The 23,508-nt window shown below is 37.5% G+C and carries 22 protein-coding genes; 14 read left to right on the top strand and 8 right to left on the bottom strand.

The window, feature by feature from the left end; translation table 11 throughout:
• From DIZ30_RS10120 to DIZ30_RS10110, 3 genes are all read right to left on the bottom strand, one after another.
• Nucleotides 1–449, bottom strand: a 449-nt coding sequence (locus DIZ30_RS10120) for a guanylate kinase (RefSeq protein ID WP_234414801.1), incomplete at its 3' end; no start/stop codon positions are given.
• 88 nt (nucleotides 450–537) lie between these two features.
• Entirely contained in the window at nucleotides 538–1,719 is a 1,182-nt protein-coding gene (locus DIZ30_RS10115) for a NupC/NupG family nucleoside CNT transporter (protein ID WP_002302011.1), read from the bottom strand.
• A 234-nt stretch (nucleotides 1,720–1,953) separates the two neighbouring features.
• Nucleotides 1,954–3,462, bottom strand: a complete 1,509-nt coding sequence (locus DIZ30_RS10110; RefSeq protein WP_047929394.1) for a DUF1846 domain-containing protein — start codon at nucleotides 3,460–3,462, stop codon at nucleotides 1,954–1,956.
• A 158-nt stretch (nucleotides 3,463–3,620) separates the two neighbouring features.
• On the opposite strand from DIZ30_RS10110, the gene DIZ30_RS10105 reads away from it, so the two are divergent.
• The 13 genes from DIZ30_RS10105 (at nucleotide 3,621) to DIZ30_RS10040 (ending at nucleotide 16,872) form a co-directional block, all read left to right on the top strand.
• Nucleotides 3,621–3,812, top strand: coding sequence for a hypothetical protein (locus DIZ30_RS10105; protein WP_002295907.1), 192 nt, complete (start codon nucleotides 3,621–3,623; stop codon nucleotides 3,810–3,812).
• A 202-nt stretch (nucleotides 3,813–4,014) separates the two neighbouring features.
• Complete coding sequence (locus tag DIZ30_RS10100) at nucleotides 4,015–4,932, top strand: hypothetical protein (RefSeq protein WP_002302013.1); 918 nt, start codon at nucleotides 4,015–4,017, stop codon at nucleotides 4,930–4,932.
• Nucleotides 4,925–5,998: a hypothetical protein gene (locus tag DIZ30_RS10095; protein ID WP_002295905.1), complete on the top strand. Its 1,074-nt coding sequence runs from the start codon at nucleotides 4,925–4,927 to the stop codon at nucleotides 5,996–5,998. The genes DIZ30_RS10100 and DIZ30_RS10095 overlap by 8 nt, the downstream gene beginning before the upstream one ends.
• A gap of 147 nt (nucleotides 5,999–6,145) precedes the next feature.
• Nucleotides 6,146–6,664, top strand: coding sequence for a membrane protein (locus DIZ30_RS10090; RefSeq protein ID WP_002295904.1), 519 nt, complete (start codon nucleotides 6,146–6,148; stop codon nucleotides 6,662–6,664).
• Complete coding sequence (locus DIZ30_RS10085; protein WP_002302017.1) at nucleotides 6,645–7,037, top strand: DUF4430 domain-containing protein; 393 nt, start codon at nucleotides 6,645–6,647, stop codon at nucleotides 7,035–7,037. Before DIZ30_RS10090 ends, DIZ30_RS10085 begins: the two co-directional genes overlap by 20 nt.
• 75 nt (nucleotides 7,038–7,112) lie before the next feature.
• Complete coding sequence (locus DIZ30_RS10080; protein ID WP_002295900.1) at nucleotides 7,113–8,048, top strand: cation diffusion facilitator family transporter; 936 nt, start codon at nucleotides 7,113–7,115, stop codon at nucleotides 8,046–8,048.
• 132 nt (nucleotides 8,049–8,180) lie between these two features.
• Entirely contained in the window at nucleotides 8,181–8,960 is a 780-nt protein-coding gene (locus DIZ30_RS10075) for an AzlC family ABC transporter permease (protein ID WP_002295898.1), read from the top strand.
• Nucleotides 8,953–9,270, top strand: a complete 318-nt coding sequence (locus DIZ30_RS10070) for an AzlD domain-containing protein (RefSeq protein WP_002295896.1) — start codon at nucleotides 8,953–8,955, stop codon at nucleotides 9,268–9,270. Before DIZ30_RS10075 ends, DIZ30_RS10070 begins: the two co-directional genes overlap by 8 nt.
• 243 nt (nucleotides 9,271–9,513) lie before the next feature.
• The gene (locus DIZ30_RS10060; protein ID WP_002324081.1) at nucleotides 9,514–11,124 is read left to right on the top strand and encodes a polysaccharide biosynthesis protein; all 1,611 of its coding nucleotides are present in this window, start codon (nucleotides 9,514–9,516) and stop codon (nucleotides 11,122–11,124) included.
• A 156-nt stretch (nucleotides 11,125–11,280) separates the two neighbouring features.
• Nucleotides 11,281–12,129 carry a DegV family protein gene (locus tag DIZ30_RS10055; protein WP_002298432.1) on the top strand — a complete coding sequence of 283 codons (849 nt, stop codon included), beginning with the start codon at nucleotides 11,281–11,283 and terminating at the stop codon, nucleotides 12,127–12,129.
• Nucleotides 12,130–12,359: 230 nt separating this feature from the next.
• Nucleotides 12,360–12,839, top strand: coding sequence for a DUF6530 family protein (locus DIZ30_RS10050; RefSeq protein WP_002286073.1), 480 nt, complete (start codon nucleotides 12,360–12,362; stop codon nucleotides 12,837–12,839).
• 32 nt (nucleotides 12,840–12,871) lie between these two features.
• Nucleotides 12,872–15,100, top strand: a complete 2,229-nt coding sequence (locus DIZ30_RS10045) for an AAA family ATPase (RefSeq protein WP_109023201.1) — start codon at nucleotides 12,872–12,874, stop codon at nucleotides 15,098–15,100.
• 128 nt (nucleotides 15,101–15,228) lie between these two features.
• The gene (locus tag DIZ30_RS10040; protein WP_109023200.1) at nucleotides 15,229–16,872 is read left to right on the top strand and encodes an alpha-glucosidase; all 1,644 of its coding nucleotides are present in this window, start codon (nucleotides 15,229–15,231) and stop codon (nucleotides 16,870–16,872) included.
• A gap of 72 nt (nucleotides 16,873–16,944) precedes the next feature.
• Here DIZ30_RS10040 and DIZ30_RS10035 read toward each other — a convergent pair whose 3' ends face one another.
• The 5 genes from DIZ30_RS10035 to DIZ30_RS10015 all read right to left on the bottom strand — a co-directional run bounded on the left by DIZ30_RS10035 (nucleotide 16,945) and on the right by DIZ30_RS10015 (nucleotide 21,611).
• Nucleotides 16,945–17,490 carry a TIGR01440 family protein gene (locus DIZ30_RS10035; RefSeq protein ID WP_002302021.1) on the bottom strand — a complete coding sequence of 182 codons (546 nt, stop codon included), beginning with the start codon at nucleotides 17,488–17,490 and terminating at the stop codon, nucleotides 16,945–16,947.
• A 22-nt stretch (nucleotides 17,491–17,512) separates the two neighbouring features.
• Complete coding sequence (locus DIZ30_RS10030) at nucleotides 17,513–17,998, bottom strand: ECF transporter S component (RefSeq protein WP_002286069.1); 486 nt, start codon at nucleotides 17,996–17,998, stop codon at nucleotides 17,513–17,515.
• The gene (locus DIZ30_RS10025; RefSeq protein WP_002286068.1) at nucleotides 17,988–18,800 is read right to left on the bottom strand and encodes a hydroxymethylpyrimidine/phosphomethylpyrimidine kinase; all 813 of its coding nucleotides are present in this window, start codon (nucleotides 18,798–18,800) and stop codon (nucleotides 17,988–17,990) included. The genes DIZ30_RS10030 and DIZ30_RS10025 overlap by 11 nt, the downstream gene beginning before the upstream one ends.
• Nucleotides 18,801–18,938: 138 nt before the next feature.
• On the bottom strand, nucleotides 18,939–20,471 hold the full coding sequence (locus DIZ30_RS10020) for an acyl-CoA synthetase (RefSeq protein ID WP_002302023.1): 1,533 nt from the start codon (nucleotides 20,469–20,471) through the stop codon (nucleotides 18,939–18,941).
• A 108-nt stretch (nucleotides 20,472–20,579) separates the two neighbouring features.
• Nucleotides 20,580–21,611, bottom strand: coding sequence for a tyrosine-type recombinase/integrase (locus DIZ30_RS10015; protein ID WP_002302025.1), 1,032 nt, complete (start codon nucleotides 21,609–21,611; stop codon nucleotides 20,580–20,582).
• 732 nt (nucleotides 21,612–22,343) lie between these two features.
• Here DIZ30_RS10015 and DIZ30_RS10010 point away from each other — a divergent pair.
• Complete coding sequence (locus tag DIZ30_RS10010; protein WP_002324086.1) at nucleotides 22,344–23,330, top strand: DUF2382 domain-containing protein; 987 nt, start codon at nucleotides 22,344–22,346, stop codon at nucleotides 23,328–23,330.
• Nucleotides 23,331–23,508: the final 178 nt, after the last annotated feature.

Here is a 23,508-nt window from a genome sequence, read left to right as displayed (position 1 = left end):
TGTGCTAAATCTTCTACATAAACCGCCAGTCTGGCTGAAATCTGTTCAGATGAATCTCCACGTTTTTTCAGGCGCGATTGCAATATTTCTTTAGAGATCGTAATAAAGATAGGACGGACTACCGTCCCGAAATACTCATATAAATGCCAAAAACCATTTGCTGTCAAAACGGCGTAACAATTTCCTACTGTCAGTTTCTTTTTAATTTCTGCTTTACTGGAACCATATTTATGTTGAGCATATTGGTCCCACTCTGCAAACTCATTTCCCTTGATCATCTGATTGAATGTATTGTCAGAAACAAAATAATAATCCTCTTGATCTTTTTCCCCAGGTCTTGGTGATCGATTCGTGTAAGTAATGATCTTTTGTTCCGGCTGAAAAATAGCTTCTGCGAGTGAAGTTTTTCCAGAACCAGAAGGACCGATAAATACATAGCAATAATTCATTGTCATTTCTCCTTTGATGATTGAACAAGTGAAAAAGCTTTGGAAAATATTTCCAAAGCTTTTAAAAGCAACTTTGCTTTTTTGTATATTATACCAGCAAGCCAGTCACAATAGCACTTAAAAAGCTGACTAAAGTCGCTGTTAGCAAAATTTTCAATCCGTGTTTTGCGACAAGATTTCCTTTTTCTTCATTTAATCCCTTCATCGCACCAGAAATGATCCCGATAGAAGAGAAGTTGGCAAATGAAACGAGGAAGACAGATATAATTGCTGTTGTACGCTCAGTAAAATGGAAATTACCATTTGCTAATTCTGTCATAGCAACAAATTCATTTGTAACCAGTTTAGTCGCCATGATACTACCGGCATCCACTGCTTCTTTCCATGGGATTCCGCTGATGAAGGCAAGAGGGGCAAAGATGTAACCTAGGATCTCTTGGAAAGTGATGCCGAATATCCCGTGGAAGATAGCATTGATCATGGCAATCAAAGCAACAAAACCGATAAGCATAGCAGCAACCGTGATCGCCACATGGAAACCATCAAGAATGTATTCTCCCAACATTTGGAAAAATGTCTGTTCTTTGTTTTCTTCAATGATCAGCTCATCTTCTTTTTCTTCTAATACATAGGGATTTACAATTGAAGCCAGAATATAACCGCCAAATAAGTTCAAAACAAGGGCAGTGATCACATATTTAGAATCGATCAGTGCCATATAAGATCCGACGATCGACATAGAAACTGTAGACATAGCCGATACACTCATGGTGAACAAACGTTTCTCAGATAGGAAGGGTAATTCCTTTTTTATGGAAATAAAAACTTCCGATTGTCCTAAAATAGCAGAAGCTACTCCATTATAAGATTCCAATTTGCCCATCCCGTTGATTTTACTTAATCCTAGACCAACAGCTTTCATAAATAATGGAAGAATCTTGATATAGCGTAAAATCCCGATAATAGCAGAAATAAATACGATTGGCATCAATACGGAAAGAAAGAAAGGTGCACTTCCTTTATTTGCTACACCGGCAAAAACAAAGTCAACACCTTGCCCAGCAAAAGCAAGAAGATGATCAAACATTTTTGCCAATACAGAAACAACCGCTGTACCAAAAGTTGTACGTAATAATACGAAACCAAGAACAAGCTGTAAAACGAACATCACAATTAGTGGTTTCAATTTGATTGCTTTTTTGTTACTGCTGATCAAAAAAGCAAGCCCTAATGTGACAAATAAACCAATAATACCTAATAAATAACCCAAATAATCACTCCTATTCCAAATTCCGTTTTATTTTACCTGTTTTGCAAATAAAATACTAATCTTTAGTGAAATTTTCATTACTTTTTTAGAGTGAAACGCATTCATTTTCCATTAGAAAATAAAGCGAACAAAATAAAAGGTTCAAAAAGTGTAACGTCTTAGTAAAGTCTATAAAAAACGAAACTATTGATTAAGCTAATAGTTTCGTTTTCAACATTTATAAGTAAACTTTTTCTATTGGTAATATAGATTTTCGGAAGGGTAGACAGGTGCGCAGGTAATATCGATTCCTAGTTTTTTCAATGTTTGTTCATCATTTTTATTGACCATCACAGTAGAGTGGGCTTGTGCTCCCTCAAGTTCAGCTAGTTTATCATAAGCAACTTGAGCGATTGGATTCGTTACTGCACTGATTGATAAAGCGATCAAGACTTCATTGATGCTTAGTGCATCCAAAGAGGAATGAAGTGTCTTTGATTTCAATCCTTGTATTGTTTCAAGAACTAATGGTGACAATAAAGGAATGTCATCTGCGATATGGGCTAAATGTTTTACTGCATTTAAGATAACTGCCGCTGACGCATCCATCAATGAACTTGTACGCCCGGTAATGATGACTTCATCTGGTAATTCGATTGCAATCACAGCAGAAGGATCTTTTGTAGGACTTTGCGCTTGAATCTTATCTGCATAGTCATGGGCAGGGACTACCACGTTTCGGTCTTCAGGACGTAAACCGACTTCTTCCATAATCAGTTTGATTCGATTAACTGCTTCTTCATCGATCAATCCTTTTTTGAAGTCGCATTCTGTTTGGAAATAACGACGGATGATTTCTTGTTTAGAGGCTTCTTGGACAACGGTATCATCCACGATCCCAAATCCTACACGATTCACACCCATGTCAGTAGGAGATTGATAAACAGATTCTTTACCAGTAATTTTTTCAATAATACGTTTGATTACAGGAAATGTCTCAACATCCCGATTATAGTTCACAGCTACTTTATTGTAGGCATCAAAGTGGAAGGAATCGATCATATTGACATCTTTTAGATCGACTGTGGCTGCTTCATAAGCAATGTTCAGCGGATGTTTCAACGGAACATTCCATACTGGGAAAGTTTCGAACTTGGAGTAACCAGCTGCATGTCCTTTTTGGCTTTCATGATACAGTTGGTTCAAGCAAGTAGCGAGCTTTCCACTTCCTGGGCCAGGAGCTGTCACTACAACGATTGGTTTAGTTGTTTCAATATACTCATTTTTTCCAAAACCATCTTCTGAGACGATTTTTTCTACGTTGACTGGATAGTCTTCGATTTCTGAGTGTTTATAGATCTTGATGTTTCGTCTTTCTAGTTTATTGATAAAGACTTTCGTGGCAGGCTGTCCACTATAGCGAGTGATAACGACACTGTTGATTAATAAGCCATAACCACGTAATTCATCGATTAACCGCAAGATATCCATATCATAAGTAATCCCATAATCACCACGGATCTTATTACGTTCAATATCTCCAGCATAGACGCAAATCAGTATTTCAGCTTGATCTTTCAATTTTTGCAGCAATTTGATTTTCGCATCTTCTTCAAATCCTGGAAGTACACGTTTCGCATGCTTGTCGTCAACTAGCTTCCCACCAAATTCTAAATATAATTTGTCATAGTGGTTCACTCGTTCCAAAATATACGCTGACTGCTCTTCAATATATTTTTCTGAATCAAAACCAATTTTTTTCACTAGGTTCCCTCCTTAAGTACTAAAGCATTTTTTCATTTTTTTGAGGATTCGTCAACTGGAAGAGCGAAATTCCTCAAAAAAACAAAGAAAATGGTTTAAACCAACTTGTCTAGATAGTTATTCATTGGTATGATAGTTTTTGATAAGGAAGGTGCTACATGAAAAAAAGACAGAAAAAGAAAAACGCATATAAACACTATATCCGTTCGATTTTTACCGGTTATGAAAGAATGCTTGAAGATCCCGAATTGGAACAATTGACGTTTACTTATCTAAACGAAGAAACGCAGCTAACTCGTGATGAGCATCAGCGCATTCATTTCACAACAAGAGATCTGCCTAGTAAATAAAAAATAAGATAAAGGTCATTGGATTCGATTCTGTCCTATCAGATGGAAAGACTAGTTGATCGAAAAACAGGCTGTACCAAATTTTGGTGCAGCCTGTTTTATGGAGCATTGCCCGCTCTTTTTTATAACAATTTTTTACAGAAAATGGTACTATTGAAGTATTAATAAGTGAAAAACAGATGAGTAAGAGGAGGCAAGTAGTATGAAAGAGCCAGATACAAATGCAAATTATGAGCCAGACGAACTAGAGGAGACGAACGCGGATCAGGATACAGGACAAGAATCGTCTTCTTTTTACGATATCAAAGAAAAAGCAAGCATGAATCTTTCCCAATTATTAGAAGACTTACAGGCTTTTGAAAAAGCTGTCCGCGAAGAAGATATCCCTGAGATCTACCGTTTATACAATGGCCGATTGAATGAAGAATTAAAAAGAAGCTCAAATGAAAATCACGAGATCGATCAATTACTGATGCGTAAGATCCATGATCGTTTTTTACAGGAATTTCCTTTTATGGAACAAGTAGAAAGCATCTCGCCAACGATGAGCTATTACAAAATCGGCACTTATTACCATGATCGGCCCACGGTCGGTATTGATGCAAGTCTGCCAGAAATTTTTGTTTTGCCTAAGATCGATGAAGAGTGGGAGAAATATTCTCAACCGGAGTCAACGGACTATGACAAAAAAATCAATGAGCTAGACGCAAAGGTGATCACTGCTCAGACAGAAATTGAACGTTTAGATGAACAAATAAAAGAAATCAATCGACAAATGACTGATTTGAACGACAATAAAGGATTCTTGAATCGTAAAAAAATCGAGGAAGAAATTCAAGAATTAGAGAAGAAGAAGCAAGTACTATCTAATGAAAAATTAGGCTGGCTTCCTTATATTGAGACGCCTGAAACAATTCAGCAGCAAAAAGAAGCATTGCAGCAAGAAGCAAGAGCGGACCAGCTTCGTGCAGCCATCGTAGAAAAAGAACAAAGGCAAATCAGACGCTATTTCGGTAGCAAAGAGGGATTCGGTCAAGCAATCCATGAATTCTTGATGAATTATCTTGGCAATGAGAATCCTAATAATCAATCTAATGAAGGAGGTTCCGAGTATGAATGAACACGATGAAGCAGAATGGACAAAAAATGAAGAACAAACAGAAGATCATGAAGAAACGAACACTTCATTGGAAGAACAAACAAGTAATCCTCTGGATGACACAGAAGAAATCCCTATGCTAGAGGAAACAAAAATACACGAAAAAGAAAAAGTAACTCCGACGAATACGAATACTGCAGAAAACACCCATGCTTACGAAATAACTGAAAATCCCGGGTATTTAGAAGGAAAAGAGCAAGATCATCAAGATATCGTCAGTTTGATTGAAACAGCGGAAGCAGAATTAGCGGATTTACGTATGAGAAAAGATTTGATCGAATCAGATTTTCCACAATTATTAGAATCATATGATCGTTTTATATTGAATGAAGAACCAATCTCCACGATCGGAAAGACAAGCCTGATCGAATACTTCACGTATGAATTACTGAAACCGTTGAATGATATTGGTCTGGAACGGTCAAATTCAGCTTATGACACATGGAAAACAAGACATTTTTCGATCAATTATACGTTGAATGGACAAAACGAATTAGTCTTTTCCTTTGTATTACCGACCATCGATCAACGATACCAAGTGGAATCGATGAGTCTCCTAAACGTATCACCAGAGACAATGGAAATCAATGTCCAAGATGACCGGGTGCTTTCTTTGATCCGACACTGGTCAGTGGATCGAGTATTCTCTGCAGGGCAGATCACGATATTCAATCACAAATTGAATCAATTATTAGCCCATGCAAGAACACTTGGTTTTACCGTTAATCAGACATTACTAGACAATACGAAGCCACTTCGTTTGAATCTTCAGAGCGAATTTGAATTGACGAATGAAGTATTGGATGATATTTTTATCGTGGCAATGAAAAATCCATCCTACGATATGGAAAAGATCAACGAAACTACTTATCAAGTACGATTAGATAAAGGACAGTCTTTAACGATAACAACAAACGAAAAAGATCAAACAGTCTTGTCGATCTCATCTGGAGACTACCCACGATCTGTCATTGATTTCTTTATCAATTACGAATTCTTGGTCCCGTTAATGGTGAGAAAGTCCTGATTGGATAAGTTGGATTACCAGATGTCATTCAGATAATTCTGTTCCAAAGGACTTGCGGCAGTTATCCAGAATAATTGTCGCAAGTCTTTTCTGTATGTACTAAATGGACGTGAATAACTTGCTGATGAAGGAGGGATTTCATTAGGAATGTCCACAAATAAAATAGCACAGCTTAGCTTATTGTCTGCTGCTTGTGTAGCAGGTAGGATCGCTTTTCAATTTATTCCGAATTTCCAGCCAATGACTGCTATTTTTTTATTTATAGTACTTTACTTAAGCTTAAAAGATGCGTTAATTGTCATGAGTCTTTCTATTGCGATCAGCAGTTTTTATTTTGGTGTTGGACCATGGGTCATCGGCCAATGGATCAGCTATACTGTTGTTCTGAGTTTGTTTTCAATCGTTTGCTTGAGAAAAACAGTGCAAAGGAATCTATGGTTAAAGGGAGTCTGTTTTTTTCTGGCGGGCATGGTTTACGGAATAGGTATGACCGTTTTTGATACGCTGTTATATCGTTTACCTCAACCTTGGATCTATTACCTTCAAGGGGTGTCGTTTGATTTGATGCACAGTATAGGCAATGTTGTGTTCTTTCTTGTTTTTCTGCCAGTCGTCAAACGTTTTTACAATCATTCAGGAGGAAAAAATGAAAAAAATAATTTATAGTTTGCTTGCAATGAGTGTCAGTATACTCATTTTGACAAGTTGCAGTACAACCTATACACAATTGGCTTCCAACCAAAAGGAGGAAGTAAAAACATCGCAAAAAGCAACAATCACGTTACAAGAAAATGGTCAAAACTTTTCGGAAAAAGAAGTGGTCTTCAAAAAAGGCGATGATTTACTGAGTATTTTGAAACGAAATTTTGAAGTCGAAGAAGATAACGGCTTCATCACTTCGCTTGAAGGGCACTCACAGGATGAGAAAAATCAACTCTATTGGATGTTTACTGTGGACGGGAAAAGTGCTACTACTGGTGCCAAAGAGATCAAATTGAATGATGGACAATCGGTCATTTTCAATTTGTCTAAACTATAAGTTTCATGAAAAACTGTTAAAGGGCGAATATTGCCATAATTCAGTGAGTTCAGTTGATGAAAGAAGGAAAATAACATGGAAAATTTTAAAAAAAGCGGAATGTTTTCCGTAATTGCTGCTCTAGGGGCTAATATTCTAGTTGCTATCAGCAAATTTGTCGGCTATGCAATCAGTGGCAGTGCCGCCATGCTAAACGAAAGCATCCACAGTATCGTTGATTGCAGCAATCAGATTTTGCTGTTATTCGGTGATAAACAAGCCAATAAAGGACAGAGCGAGTTGCATCAATTTGGTGAAGGACGAGCAAAATACTTTTTCAGTACAATCGTCGCAATGATGCTTTTCTTCGGCGGTGGGGCACTTGGGGTGATGGAAGCTTTTGAAAAATTGACGCATCCATCCCATGAAGTGGGTAATCCGATCATTGTTATAGCAATACTGTTATTTGGTTTGGTAATCGAAGGAAGTTCGTTACGCGTGGCAATGAAAGAAATCAAAGAATTGAATACTGAAAAACTTTCCACGATGCGCTTTTTGCGCGAAAGTCGACACAGTGAAATACTGATTATTTTTACGGAAGACTTGTGTGCTGTAATCGGTTTGGTCTTGGCTTTAGCAGGAACAATATTGACTTATGCAACCGGGATTGCTGCATTTGATGCGATCAGCGGATTGCTGATCGGTTTCTTGCTGATGGGAGCCGCCATTTTCCTAGCAAAAGAATTTTATAGTCTGATCATCGGTGAAAGCGTGACAGCAAGCGATTTGTCAAAAATCAAGTTAGCCTTTGAACGACCTGAAATCAGTCGGCTAATTGATATCAAAACAGTTCATTTAAGTCCAACGGAGATTTTAGTTGCAGCAAAAGCAGATATCGTTGGTAACAAAGAGAATGAAGCTTACTCGGTCATCAACGATATTGAAAAAAATATGCGTCAGTCTCTTCCTGACAAGAAGATGTATATATACATTGAAACAGATAAATATGACCCAAATTATTCTCGTAAATAAAACGTTTATTCATGAATTGAAGCAAAAATGAGAAAAATATAATCTTGTTTTTAAATAAAACGGCTACAATTTAGCGAATTTATGTTACAATGAGTCCGCTGTTTATTTGTTGTAATTAAAGGAGATATTTTAATGAACAAAAAGAAAAGTGCGCCATGGCTTCAAGCTTTGCATGCAGTGATGCCACTTTGTATAAGCTATATACCAGTAGGATTAGCTTGCGGAGTATTGTTGCAAAAAGTTGGATTTGATCCTCTCTTATCAGGACTGTTATCGATTCTGGTCTTTTCCGGTGGCGCGCAGTTTTTAGTTGCATCTATGCTTACGACGCAAGCATCATTTGCAACGACATTATTGATGGTTTTCTTTTTAGAATTACGCTATACATTATTAGGAGCAAGTCTTGCCGGTTTTATGAAAAAAGAAAAGCGGACGTTTTTGGCTGTCTTTTCTCAATCACTGAATGATGAAAACTATGCGGTGAACTACTTAAAGTTTTCAACTGACCCTTCCTGGAATAAAAGAAAGGCTTTATATGTCAATTGGTTCTCAATGACTGCATGGGCCGGTAGCAATATGATCGGTAATTTTTTCGGCTCGGTGATTCGAGTAGATGCTGACCTTGTCCATTTTGCTTTGACGGCCATGTTCATTTTCATGTTTATCATGCAGATGAAAAGCGCACTACTGATCTTTACAGGTTTATTCTCAGGCGTATTAGGGGTCGTATTCATGGTATTATTCCAAAATACTTTCGGATTGATTGCAGCAACAGTCATTGCTTCATTTGCCGGATTTATGCTGGAGAAGGCATTCAAAAAAGAAAAAGCTAAGAAACTAAGAGACCGCGGTAAAGATGTCAATGAGCCGCTCTTCAACTTCCCGGAACAGGAGGCCAATCACCATGACTAAATTATATTTGCTACTTTTAGTTGCTTGTCTGTTCATCGTGGCATATATCCCGCGCTTGTTCCCGATGCTTTATTTTACTCATCGAAAAGTGCCATCCTGGTTCAGTGACTGGATGAAATATGTACCGGTGGCATTATTTGCGGCGTTAGCTTTTAAAGATGTTTTCATTACTCATGAACATCTGGATATTGCTTGGAATATCAAAATAGCTGCAATGATTCTAGTAGCAGGCGTGGCTTACAAAACACGTTCGATGGCGTTGTCAGTTTTGACAGGACTTGCGTCTGTCTTTTTGCTGTCTATGCTTTAAACTGTTTTATTTTATTAAAAACAGAGATTGCGACATAAGTTGTTCAAACTGATCTATCCGAACTGCATTTGCAACAGTCAATTCTGGATGCAAGTTTATTCGTAGGGATAAAAAAGATTAGTGTTGGCTTATGATGCAAGCTCTTTTTTATTTTAGGAATTAGAGAGGGATTTGTCCTTCTATGATTTTTTGCTATAATAGGGAAGATGTTTATTTTATGAAAGAATAGTTGAGGGAATTTAAATGAATAAAAAATTGATGCAAGGAACATTTTGGCTAACCTTTGCTAATCTTCTATGTAAAGTTTTAGGGGTAGTCTATTTGATTCCCTGGCTAAGTATGATGGGGAACAATCAAGATGGTATGCTTGCTACGACATTGTATAATGTTGGCTATCTTCCTTATGGATTGTTCCTGATGCTTGGTACAGTCGGATTTCCAAATGCGATTGCAAAAAAAGTAGCTGTAGCCACAAAAGAAGGAGATAACGCTGCTTGTCGGCTGATTTTTAGAAGTACGATCAATATCATGTTTGTCATCGGTATCGCCTCTGCTGCACTGATGTATTTATTTGCTCCTTTACTAGCCGGAATCAGTCCGATTGCTAACGTTAATAATGGGATACTAGCTATCAGAAGTTTATGCCCATCTTTGATTGCTATCCCAATTCTTAGTGCAATGAGAGGATATTTCCAAGGAAAAAATGATCTGCGGCCTTATGGAACTTCTTTGATTATCGAACAGGCTGTGCGAGTGATCGTTATCTTGGCTGGTACTTATTACTTGCGCGTATTGACTGACGGAACCATATTAGAAGCTGTATTGATCAGTACAGTCGCTTCTTTCTTCGGTGGGTTAGCTGCGATTATCCATATGTATATCGTCGGACGCAGAAAAGACTTCTTCGAACTTAAAGATTTTTTGATTTCCAGCCGTTATTTCGAAAGAGAAAACCGATCTGCCTCTGTCTCTATCATTCGGGAAACACTACCGTTTATTTTTGTCGGCTCAGTCATTACTATCGTTCAAATGATCGACCAAGTAACGATGAAACCACTGCTTCACTTTTTCCGTCCAGAGATCGCAGATCAGCAACTGGAATTCTTATTCAGCCGTGCTTCTGTCAATCCAAATAAATTGACATTGATCCTGATCTCCATGGTAGGAACAGTAGCTATAAGCAGCTTGCCAATATTAAGCACGATGAAGAAAAAAGATCGGATACAAATCGAAAAAACAGTAGGAGATAGTTTTTCGATTGCGTTATTGATTCTTCTTCCTTCATTGACTGGAATGTCTTTATTAGCTGGACCACTATACACATTGTTTTTTGGCTATGATCCTGAAAGTGTCGGATATTTCCAAATGGCTTTGCTAGCTTCTTTGTTTTTCTCTTTATTCACGATCCAATCTACGATGCTTCAATCTTTGAATCACCATCGTTTTGCGATCCGATTAACTGTAGAAGCAATTATCCTGAAAGTCATCTTCGAAGTAATCGGATTAGGATTAGTTGGAGGATACGGGATGAGCTTATCAAATGGCTTAGCATTCGGTATTGTCTTTGTTCGCGGCTGTCACTTTATGTGCAAAGAATACCGAATAGCACCTTTAGCAAAGATCAGCAATTTTTTCTTAAAAACTTTCCGCTCCACCCTGATTATGCTTGCAGTATGTTTTGCCGTTTTCTTTTTGCTGAATCAGCGATTGTCAATGGAATCAAAAAGCTATGCAATGATTTATTGTGTGGCTGTAGGAAGTATTGGCGGCTTAGTATTTTTATTTTCTCAATTCGGAAAAAATGGGTATCGAATGTTGAAAAATGTTAAACATCATAGCAGAAGCAAAGAATAGGTTAACTAATCGTTTTTTGCTGTCACTTGCAAAACGGCAACTCGTATGATTACGCTTGTCGTTTTTCTATTTTCCAATTTTAGTTTCATATCTAATCTTACTTATGATATAGTTATAAGGTCTGGAAAAATTCTTTGAAACGAGGAAATTAAACACATGAAACTTGCAGTAGTTACAGATAGTTCGGCATATCTGCCGGAACGTATCAAGAACCATCCCGACTTATTCGTTATTCCAATCCCTTTGATTATGGATGGGAAAATTTATAACGAAGGAATCGATATCGAAGCGGATGAATATTATGGACTTTTAAAAAACAGTAAAGATTTTCCTACTACTTCACAACCTGTCGTAGGGGAAGTTTTGGGTTTATATGAGGAATTGAAAGAGAAAGGGTATGACACGATTTTAAGTATCCATCTTTCTTCAGGGATTTCTGGCTTTGTCAACACATTATTTGCGATGAAAGATGACATCAGCGGAGTAACGGTCATTCCTTATGACTCTAAGATCACTAGTATGCCGATGGGACACATGGTAGAAGCTGCCTTAGACTTAAATGATGAAGGTCAGTCCCTTGATGAAATACTTGCACATGTCGATCGAATCCGAGATAATACCTACGCTTATCTGATTGTAGATGATTTGAACAATTTAGTACGAGGAGGACGTTTGACAAATGGTGCAGCGCTGATTGGCAGCTTATTAAAAATCAAACCGATCCTGACATTTTCTGAAGGGAAAATTGTTTTATTCGAAAAAATCCGTTCAAGTAAAAAAGCATTTGCTCGAGCTGAAGAAATTATTGGTAGAAGAAATAACGAAATACAACCGCCAGTCAAACTTTACGTTATACATGCAAATAATTTAGAAGTAGCGATTGCGGAGAAAGAGAAATTGCAGAAAAAATATCCAAATGCAGAAATCGAAATTGGTCATTTCGGACCAGTCATTGGTACACATTTAGGTGAAAAAGCCATCGGCATTGCCATTTCAGCGCAATAATTCCTTTTATTCAAAAAACATACCAAAAATATTCCAACATCATCTTGGACTTTCTACATGTTACTAATGAGCGTGTAAAAGAACGAGATGGTGTTTTTATTTCTATCAACGAAGCTCTTTTTCTTTGCAATCCACACTTCAATCCTCTATAATGTCGCATATAGTTTAGTAAATGAGTAAACTACTAATTTACTTATTTACTAAAAATAAAAGGATGAGGAGTTAAAGTAATGGAAATACCAACAAATTTAAAACATAAACCAGTAATCGTTGTAGAAGACTATGATAAAGTTGATGGAAGAAATGCATTAAATACGGACGCAAAAGGGCTTTCTCTGGGCCTTGCTCAGTGGAATGATCGTGGAAAAGTCGATATCTCAGGCAAGGTATGGCGACATACTGGAGAAAAATGGTCACGACAGTCGGAAGAATTACCAATCACACGTATTTTAGATTTAGCGATCTTAGCTGCGCAAGGAAGTTTATACTTCCAAGATGCTTATCGCTATGAAAAATTTTATGATCCAGAAAATCCAGTCGTAGACATCATTGGATTGCAAGGGAACCGAATGACGGTAGAAGTAGATACCAAAAATCCAAAGATCGATGAAGACATCATTTTGTATTACGATACACTACAAAAAGACGGAGAACTGATTGGGGAACGATTCCGTATTTTAAAACGTCTTTTAGATGAGCTAGGATATTAATAGACAGAGATGATCAAAAGGGGAAGAGAAGCATGGAGAATTTCTCACTAACAGAAAACCGAACCTTTTCACGGCTAGAAAAGCAAATGATCTGGAAGAAACCGAAAAGCCATCGGACAAGTGCAGAAGAATGGCGGATCGCCTCCGAAATTAAAGGGAATTGGCAAGATCCTGAAATGAAAATCAGTAACGTACTTTTGGAAGGAGATGCCGGGTCGGGGAAGACACAATTAGCCAAAGCACTATCTGCTGATCTGCAACTTCCCTATACAAAAGTGACCTGTTTTGCAGATATGGACAAATCAGATGTTTTCGGAGCCTTATTACCTGTAGTAGATTCTAATAAGGAACAAGACCAAGAATTACTAGAAGCTATTTACCAAACAGATACACTTGAAGCTGTACTGACACTGATCCAGAATCATTACGGCATTGATCCTTTTTCTGCTAAAGAAAAATTAGCAGAGCTAGTTCAAAGGATCGAAGCTGATTATCCAGATGCAATCCATTACAGCTATTATCCTTCTGAAATCGTTCGAGCGATTGAAAAAGGATATTTATTAGAGATTCAAGAGCCGACTGTCATCCGAGATGCCTCTGTTCTTGTGGCACTTAACTCAGCGCTTGAACCAAATGGGATGTTGAATTTACCGACAGGAATCATTCGTCGCCATCCAGATTGCGTCATTGTGATCACTACAAATCGAAATTACCAAGGAAATCGTCCATTAAATGAATCTTTAAGAGATCGGATGCAACATGCGGAAAAAATGGATCTTCCTGCCTTAGAAGTCATGACAGAACGTGCGATGGCGAAAACCATGATCCAAAAACAAGAACTTCTCTTAAAGATGGCAGAGATTATCCGTTTGTTGGATGAAACTGCAAAAGCTAACGCCATCAAAGGTGTAGCAGGAATGCGTTCTTATTTTTATTGGGCAAATACCTATAAGCAAGGACAAGATTTACTCCAGTCGATTTATCCAAAAGTTTTGTATAAATTATCCACTGATCCAGATGAATTGGCAATTCTTGAACAAGCTTTGTCTGACAGTGGATTGCTACTGGAACTTCAGGACATATTGAGAAAAGAAAAATGGGGTCATCCTCAATCTGAGCATACAAAAGGAAGAACCATTAGCGCCGAAGAAGCAAATGAACGAAACATCACTGAAAATGCTGAAGAAATTCTGCGCTTAGATGAAAAGAAATCGTTGTCTGCTGAAGAACCAAATGAGGGAGAAGAGAAACAAGAAGAAACAATAGAAAAAAACGAGTTTCCTCCTCAAATGCAAAAAGAACGCAGTAGCGATATCGAAGGAAAAAATCAAAAAGAACAACAAACAGGAGATGATTCTCAAGAAATGTCTGCTTCTGACATGGAAGCACATGATAAGGAAATCAAGAAGCAACTGAATAAAGAAGCGCGACAAATCATGAAGGAAACGATTCATGAAAAAGAAGGTCTCATCGTTCACCGACCATCTTTCCAAGGAAAAACGCCGGAAGTACGTGAGCTACACATGCAAGTAATGCCAATAGTAGAATCACTTAGCCGACAAATTTTAGAGTTACTGGATAATGAACAAACAGAGACGTACCAAAAAGGAAAATACGAAGGTCAGCGGTTCAATGCAAGCAAAGTAGCATATGGTGATTTGAGGAATTTTGACAAAAAGAACCCGCCACATGAGCAACCTTCTTTAGCGGTAGCTGTACGGATCGATGAATCTGGGTCAATGATACGGGATGATCGGATCGAAGCGGCAAAAAAAGCAGCGATTGCCATTGCCGAATTTTCTAAGAAAGTCGATATCCCATTGTTGATTTACGGAGATACAGCAGACCGTTCGTCAAGAGAAAAGACTTCTTTGTTTTCTTATAAAGAATTTGAAGACGGATTTCAATGGTTAAATGAAAAATTAGTCACTATGAAACCAAGGCAAAACAATCGTGATGGTGCGGCACTTCGTTTAGCAGCAGAAAAATTAAACAGACAATCCGCAACAACCAAACTGTTGCTTAATATTAGTGACGGTCAGCCAAAAGCGTTGCCGGATTATACAGGCAAAAAAGCAAAAGAAGATATCCAGTCTGTTTTGAAAGAATATGAGCGTCAAGGAATCCTATTTGTCTCCGCAGCTATTGGCCAAGACAAAGAAGAAATCAAGTCGATCTACGGTGAAAGTCGTTTTGTAGATATTACTGACTTGAATGAATTTCCCAAGCAAATGATTCAACTGATTGCCCGCTATCTATGATAAAATAAAGCTCAACGAACGCACTTAGCAGATTCATTGAGCTTTTCGTTTCTAGTTACCGGTAACAAGGATACTTCTAAAATAGAATCGGTTATAATCAAGAGGGACCGTTAAAGGAGTGAAACGATATGATACAAGAACAAAAATGGTGGAAAGAAGCAGTAGGCTATCAAATCTATCCTGCTAGTTTCAAAGATAGCAACGGCAATGGTCAAGGAGACATCAATGGGATCCGTGAAAAACTTAATTATTTGAAAGATCTTGGTATCGGCTTTATCTGGATCAATCCGATCTATCAATCTCCATTTGTCGATAATGGTTATGACGTAAGTGACTATCAAGATATAGAAGAGAGATTCGGAACGATGGAAGATTTTGATTTATTGCTAAAAGAAGCACATGAATTAGGGATCAAAGTGATTATGGATCTTGTCATCAATCATAGTTCGGATCAGCATCAATGGTTTGAAGAATCGAAAAAATCTAAAGAAAGCCCGTATCGCGATTATTACATTTGGGTCGACGGGGTAGATGGCAAAGAACCGAATAATTGGACATCGATTTTCGGCGGTTCTGCTTGGGAGTATTCTCATGAAACTGGACAGTATTATCTGCATGTTTTTGCAAAAGAACAACCAGACTTAAATTGGGAAAGCGAGAAATTGAAAGAAGAACTATTCAATATGATCCGATGGTGGTTGGATAAAGGGATAGATGGATTTCGTTTAGATGCGATTTCTCATGTAAAAAAAGATGAATATTCAGTAAAAGCCACAGAGAACCCTTTCTCACCCTTTCAAAATGTCTCAGGAATCGAAGAACATTTGACCGATTTGAAACATGTTTTTGAAGAGTACGATATCATGACTGTCGGAGAAGCAAGTGGTGTCACTGCAGAAGAAGGACCACAATGGGTAGGGAAAGACGGTTATTTCGATATGATATTCGAATTTGATCATATCCATATCTGGCAGCAAGAAAAAGAAGGGCAATTAGATGTCCTTAAATTGAAACATGCATTAAGCGCTTGGCAAACTTCATTGGATGGTATCGGATGGAACGCTTTATATATGGAAAACCATGATGTTCCTCGTGCCGTTTCAGTGTTTGGAGATACTCGTCCCGAGTTTTGGGCTATGTCTGCAAAAGCAATCGCTATGATGTATTTCTTTTTGCAAGGTACGCCATTTATTTATCAAGGACAGGAAATCGGAATGACGAATATGCCCTTTAAATCGATCGATCAAGTTGATGCAGTAGATTCGAAAAGACTTTATAAAAGGCTGCTTGCGGAAGGTAAGACAAGAGAAGAAGCATTGGATATCATTCGTGAAACAACGAGAGACAACAGCAGGACACCCATGCAATGGACTTCGGAACAATATGCTGGTTTTTCTACACATGAACCTTGGCTGATCACTAATCCAAATACCAAAACGATCAATGTAGAACAACAAGAATATGAACCAGAGTCGGTCCTGCAATTCTATAAGAACATGATCCGCATTAGACAAACCAATAAAGGTCTGATATACGGTTCTTATAAAGAATATCTTCATGAACATCCACAACTTTATGTCTATGAAAGATATTTAGAAGATGAACAATATCTTATTATGGTAAACTTAACAGAATCACTTGCTGACTATGAACTTCCAAAAGAAGCAGATCAGTCCTGGACATTACTCTTGTCAAATTCCTCTAGCGGAGAATTTGAAGCTAAAGGCATACTAGCACCTTATGAAGCTCGGTTATATAAAACAAACAAGTAAAACTTCCTCGTTAAAGTTCATTAGTTGGACTTTGCGAGGAAGTTTTTCAGATTGTTCTGTCAATTACTCATTTCAATAATTCGCTCTAGGACCACCGATATATTTAGGACGAGAGCGAAGGGCTGTCACGTGAGCTTGTCCAAGGGTTTTCAAACGAGGTCTGACAGGTACTTGGACATGTTTGATATGCATACCGATTGATGTGTCACCGATATCGATACCGGCTTGTCCAACTACGTGTTCCACTTCGACAGGATCATTGAACTGGTCAAAAGCAGCAACAGAACAAGCACCTCCAGCATGTAGTGCAGGAACAACAGAGACAATTTCGAAATTTTTTGCTTCTGCCACTGTTCGTTCTACTACTAATGCTCGGTTCAAATGTTCACAACCTTGGACAGCTAGCGCAATTTCTTTAGGATCCAACAACTCTTTTAACGTACGGATGATCCATTGACCAACTTCCGCACTGGAATTTTTTCCAATATGTCCTCCAACGACTTCGCTTGTGCTGCATCCTAAAACAAAAAGATCACCTTTTTTCAAGCGTGCCTCAGCCAATATGTCATTAACTATTTCAGTCAATTGGTCTTTTAATTCTTTTTCTGACAACTTCATTTTCTAAAACCTTCTTTTTCAATTAATATTGCTTCCGTGCTTGAATACGTTGAAGACTTGCAGTTATAGGAAAGGCAAGTCCCATTCCAATCAGATTTTGGAAGATGTTTCCTGGTATAGAAGCCACTCCAGCCGGCCAATCATATAAAATCCAACCGGCGATACCATAGCCGATGATCATAACTAAGCTTCCTAATAAAAGCCCTAATCCCCACATACGAGTAGAAGATTTGCTGAAAGAACCAGCAACATATCCTTGTAACCCGTGGATCACTAATGAAAAAACTGCCCACTGCGGATATCCTGAAATCAAATCGATCAATAGACCACTGGAAGCACCAACAACTAATCCACCCGTTGGACCATAAAGAAAAGCAGCGGTATAGATCCCGGCCTCGCATAATGTCACAAATCCATTCGTAGCCGGTACAGGGATCAAAATTGTTAATGAAAGGGCAACTGTCAACGCAATCAGCATAGCATAGATCGTTAATTGCTTAGTTTTCATTTCTCATTCCTCCTTTTTGAATACCGCCAGACCAGACGCTTCCGGTATGATCGTTCATCAGCACACCATTAGAAATACAATGGGCAACAAATTTTTTACTTTCTGCTACTGCTTTGGTAAAGTCTGCCCCTAACACAAGATTCGCTGTTATTGCAGAAGAAAAGGCACAACCGGCCCCGTTTACTGTTGTAGTGTCGATTTTTTTATGAGAAAATACCTCATAATGATCAATTGAATAGAGAAGATCCACAGCTTCATCTCCAGCCATCCTTGTGCCGCCTTTGATCACAATGTTTTTTGTTCCTGAAGCAGTGAGTTCTTTAGCGAGATGGATCATTTCTGTTAACGAAGAGGGAAGAGCTTGACCAGAAAGTAAAGCAGCTTCTGCCAAATTAGGCGTAATCATCGTAACAAGTGGAAAAAGTTCTTCGATGAGCTGCGAAATATACAATTGATTGATCACAGCTTCAGTTTCTTTGAATGCCAAAACAGGGTCTAAAATGATTGGGATATTTTGTTTTGTTTTTATGAAGTCTCGAACAACCATGATTGCTTCACTTGAGTTCAATAACCCAATTTTGATACCATCTAATGAAGTCATTTTATCAATCGAAACTAACTGTCGTTTAAGCAATTCCAAAGATATAGATTCCAGCATAAATCGCTCATTAATATCTAGTGCCCCTATAGAAGTCAAGGCGCTTAGTCCGAATAGACCAAAATTCTCAAAAGTTTTTAAATCTGTTTGGATTCCTCCACCAGCAAATGGATCAGAACCGCCAATTGTCAAGATTCTTTTCATAACATTTTCCTCCATGAATAAGAGTATAACGAAATTTTCAAAAAAGAAAAACAGCCAATTGGCATATTTTTATCTCATCCAATTTAAAAAAACAAAAAGAAAAGAAAGACCAAAATGGATCTTTCTTTCCTTAAATAGTTAGGACTTTTGTGATTTTAATTCTTTCTCGATTTGAAGCCGTTGCACTTTCATTGTAGCTGTTCGCGGGATTGCATCAAAATCACGGATGATAGGGACGTTCAAGCGAGGAAGTTCATGGACTTGCTCCCACCATCGATTCCAATCCATTTCTTTGTCAGGAGCTAAAGCAATAATCGGTTGTGGAGAATGATTTTTATCCCTTACAATCACTACTTCTGCCAAAAAATCTAACGAATCTAATAAAAAGTCTTCAATAGCTAATGTACTATTGATCGTTTCGATCAAATCCACTTGCCGATCTTTCAAAAATAGGTGGCCATGCTTATCCATAAAACCGTAATCTCCGCTATCCCACCAATCGCCATAAACATTTTCCTGGAACCGTGCATCTTCCTTGTAATAAGTCAAAGCCCGTCCTTTAGACAGTAATTGTATATGACCATCTGTGTTTTCAGGTAGGACATTCCCAACTGAATCTGTAATCCGAGCGCTTGTCATGTCTTCCAGTCCAACGCCCATATCTCTTGCATCACTTATTTTCAAACTCTCTAGTGTATGAGCCTTAAGAATCATTGGTCCGCATTCACTTTGGCCATATACTTGAAGAAATACCGCATTCTGTGCCATCGACGTTCGCAAAAATGTCTTCATTGTCTGGTTGTTTATAGCATCAAAAGTGGAGTGATAGTATCGGATACCCGAAAAAGCTTCTGGATGCTCCTTAGCAGTAAAACGCCACTGAACAAAGTTATTCGGATGGGTCTCTAGTGCAATTGGCCGGTGAACTTCCAACATATGAACAACTTTTGAACTTTGTGCGTTTGCTAAAGGCATCATAGGAAATCCCATGGACATCAAAGAAGAGATACCAATATTGAATCTGGAATGCACTGGAGAGATGTGAAAAGCGATTAATTTCTTTTCCGAAATTTTTGTGAAAACTGTTTTTTGCCATTTCGTCCGCCATCCCATAGAATGAGCAGAATGACAAATAAGTTTAGGGATACCAGTTGTACCAGAAGTATGGGTCATATAAGAAATTTCATTTTTGTCTAAAAATGATTGAGAAACAGACAAATCAGGTTGTTCCATTAAATAAAGAATAGGAATCTGTTTTGATTTTGTTCCATTTGAAATTTCTCTCACTCGCTTTTTTGTCTCATCATCAAATAAAATGAAAGGGTCTTCTAAACGATCGATAAATACTTCCATTGTTGTTGTTGGTAGATGATAAGAAGTCATGACAGGCACTGCACCAAGGTAAGACACAGAAACAGCTAGAAGGTATGTGTCAAAAGCGGAACTCTTATAAATAATAACTTTGTCTCCGGATTTCACTCCAAGATGAGCCAATTGACAAGCCCGTTTCAACACACTTTCGCAGCATTTTTTGTAAGTTGTTTCAAGTCCTAATTCTGGGAAAGCTGAAAGTGGCTCATCAAAGATAATCGGGGTCTCGGAAAAGTTAGCTGCAGCTTCTTGAAAATTCGTAAATAAGTTCAAAGGGGAATACGTTATGGTCTCCATCATTCACACTCCATTATCTTTTGTTAAGTAATACACAAATTCAAGATAATCGTAACATAATCCTTTATATAGTAACATAGTTTATTGTGAAAAAAAGATCATACATTTGTTTTATATGGAAGAAACCTGAACGAATGCCGCTAATTCGTGATAAGAAAAATCAACCATCTTTTCCCAGATATCTTGAAAAGAATGGGATGAGAGGTATCGATTACCACATAAATAATTTACCGCGTCAGCATCATCTAAATATAGTTCTGCATAATAACGATATGTTTTTCTGCATAGTTCTGGCGATACGTTTTTATATACTGTAATTTTGCTCAAAATTTGGCGAATAGTCCGAGGAGAAATTTGCTGATCATGTGAGGAACGAAAAACAAAAGAATTTTCGTCCGTATTTTGTGCTGTTAACTCAAAATAGTTCTCCAGAAACGGCATCGCTTCTTTTGGTATTGGTACTTTATTCAGTCTGTTTTCTTTTCTATTCAGATTAAGAATCTGCTTGGTCAAAGATACATCTTTACGTTTAAGTTCTACTACTTCATGGATCTTTAATCCGCAATACAGAAGAATGGCAGTAATGGCAAGGTTCCTCGGTCGATTCTTTTCTTCAAAGCTAGCTTCTCTGCTTGTTCGAAAGCCTTCAATCGGGATAAACAAATGCTCAAAATCTTTGAAAAGTTCTGCATCGATATATCGCGGAGCTGCTTTGGTTGTTTCCGGTAAACTTGTACCCAAAAGAGAAATCTCTTCTTCAATCAGTCCTTTTTGATACAAAAATCGTAAAAAATGATTTAATGAATATTGCTTCCTTGAAATCCCGTAATAGCTATTTTCAAACAATTGCTCCGTTTCTTGGTTCGCTGTAGTTTGGAACGAACGAGTATGTCGATAGATTTTAGCTAAGAAATTCTGATAATCTTGTTTTTCTAAATGGATAATCAGCTGATCATCCACTTCTTCAGAAAATACTTTTCTCAAATAATCAGTAAACAGATGAAAATCTTTTGCGTATTCATAGCGACTGCCTAATGAAAGGGAAGAACGATTTTCTTCTAAAAACTGTTGAAAGACGGAAGGGAGCAAGTGTGTACGTTGCTTTAACTTTTCTTGCAGTTGTTTTCTAGTTTTGCTGTCCATTACAAATTCCCTCCAATAGTGTTCATTTTCTATATTTTACCGCATTTCATCAAATGAAGATAGACAGTTTGTCTTGATCTTAGGAAGCAAATTTTTAACTGTCTTTTAAAAGTACTAGCTAAAAGATTTGAAGTAAGAAGATACATTTTTAGTTATTTTATTAGTGCAGTCATTCTTTTGATATTTTAATTGATTTATCCTCTTTTTAGCTATGTGGTTACTTCATGAGCAATGAAATGGATTTGGTTCGTTCTAATGGCAGGAGGCTTTTTCTTTTATTTCCGAAAAATTAGAAAACATTTTTTCAAAATCGATTGGCTCTCCATTTATTCAATAATAGTTTGTCTAACGATATTGTTGGGATAATTCTTAAATAAGTATTAGAAATAGTTGGTACTTCATTACTTTACATGAAGATTTATTCTATGGTAGGAGCAATTATACTGAGAATTAATCCTTTTTTATATAAGTTGTTTGCTTATTGATGGATTGGATAAATTAAACCATCACAACGAGTGGAAATTATATGAAATTTTTCATAAAAATTCATATAGAAACAAATGACATTTTATTAGAATATGACTTTCATTAACATAAATGTTTTCAAATTTCAATTAGATTGTTTTAATTAAATTCCAATCTAAATATTTGTAGAAAACAATCGTCTCCTATAGAATAAATTTATAAGTAACAATATACCAATCATAAATCTATTTGCTAGGAGGAATTTACATGGAAGAGAAAAATTTAACGGTCATCGGAAGCTATAGTACGAGGGAAGAAGCATTATCAGTAATTGAACGGTTGCGTAACGAAGGGTATGAACGAGATGATATCGTTATTTATACTACTGATGAAGCAGCATCTAGACTAGGATTTGACGGATTGTCTGGTATAGATGTTGAAACAGATGAAAATCGGATGGATGGTGAAGAAGACCGTTCTTTATGGGAAAAAATAAAAGATACTTTTTCTTTTGATACCTATGATTCTGAGACGGCTACACCAGAAAATGATACTTTATATCAATATAGAGGAGATATTTCTGATGGAAAATTTGTCATCACAGTAAAAGGCTATCGTCAGCCAGAAACAACAGAAGATACAATGGATACACAAGATACTGTTAGCCCAGCAAGCACAATGGGGACTGGATTAGAAACTGGCACTGGAACAGATCCAATGGACGTAGGTGGCACGACAGGCTTTCAAAATACAACGGATCCATTGAATATGACACCAGGAACTGATCCGATGGACGTGCCTGGCGAGACTGATACAATGGGTACAAGCAAGACTGAAGACATCGATCGCAAACCAAATCTAGATGATGATACAATTCAACTAAAAGAAGAAAAATTAGATGTAAATACACATGATGTGACAACTGGAGAAGTCGACATCCACAAACATGTGGTCAACGATACTGAAACGGTAGAAGTACCGGTCAAACGTGAAGAAATCGTCATCGAACGCAAACCAGTAACAGATCAATCTTCACAGGGAACAGACGAAAACTTGGAAGATGACACGATTACTATCCCAATCAAAGAAGAGCAAGTAGATGTAAGCAAACATACAGTTGTTCGTGAAGAAGTTGGGATTCATAAAGAAGAACATGAAGATGTTGAAAAAGTGACAGAAGATGTTAGCCGAGAAGAATTGGATATTGACACAAGCGGTGATGTACACATTGAAGACCGCAATAAAAAATCGTAAGCGTAAGCTAAAGAGGTTGTGACAGAAGTGGTCAGCTTAAAGAAATTTCGGCTTATTTCCGAAGAAGCTACTTCTGGAACACCGTTTTTCATGCTCTAAAATGATATTTTTACACAACCGTTGCGGTTGTTTTACGAAATTGGACGGGACTTTGCCAGTTTAATTTCTGTTTTATCCG

Source organism: Enterococcus sp. H57 (genome assembly GCF_003112495.1).
GTDB classification, from domain to species: Bacteria; Bacillota; Bacilli; order Lactobacillales; family Enterococcaceae; genus Enterococcus_B; species Enterococcus_B faecium.
Note: the sequence above shows the minus strand (reverse complement) of the source record. Positions and strands in the feature narration are given on the sequence as shown.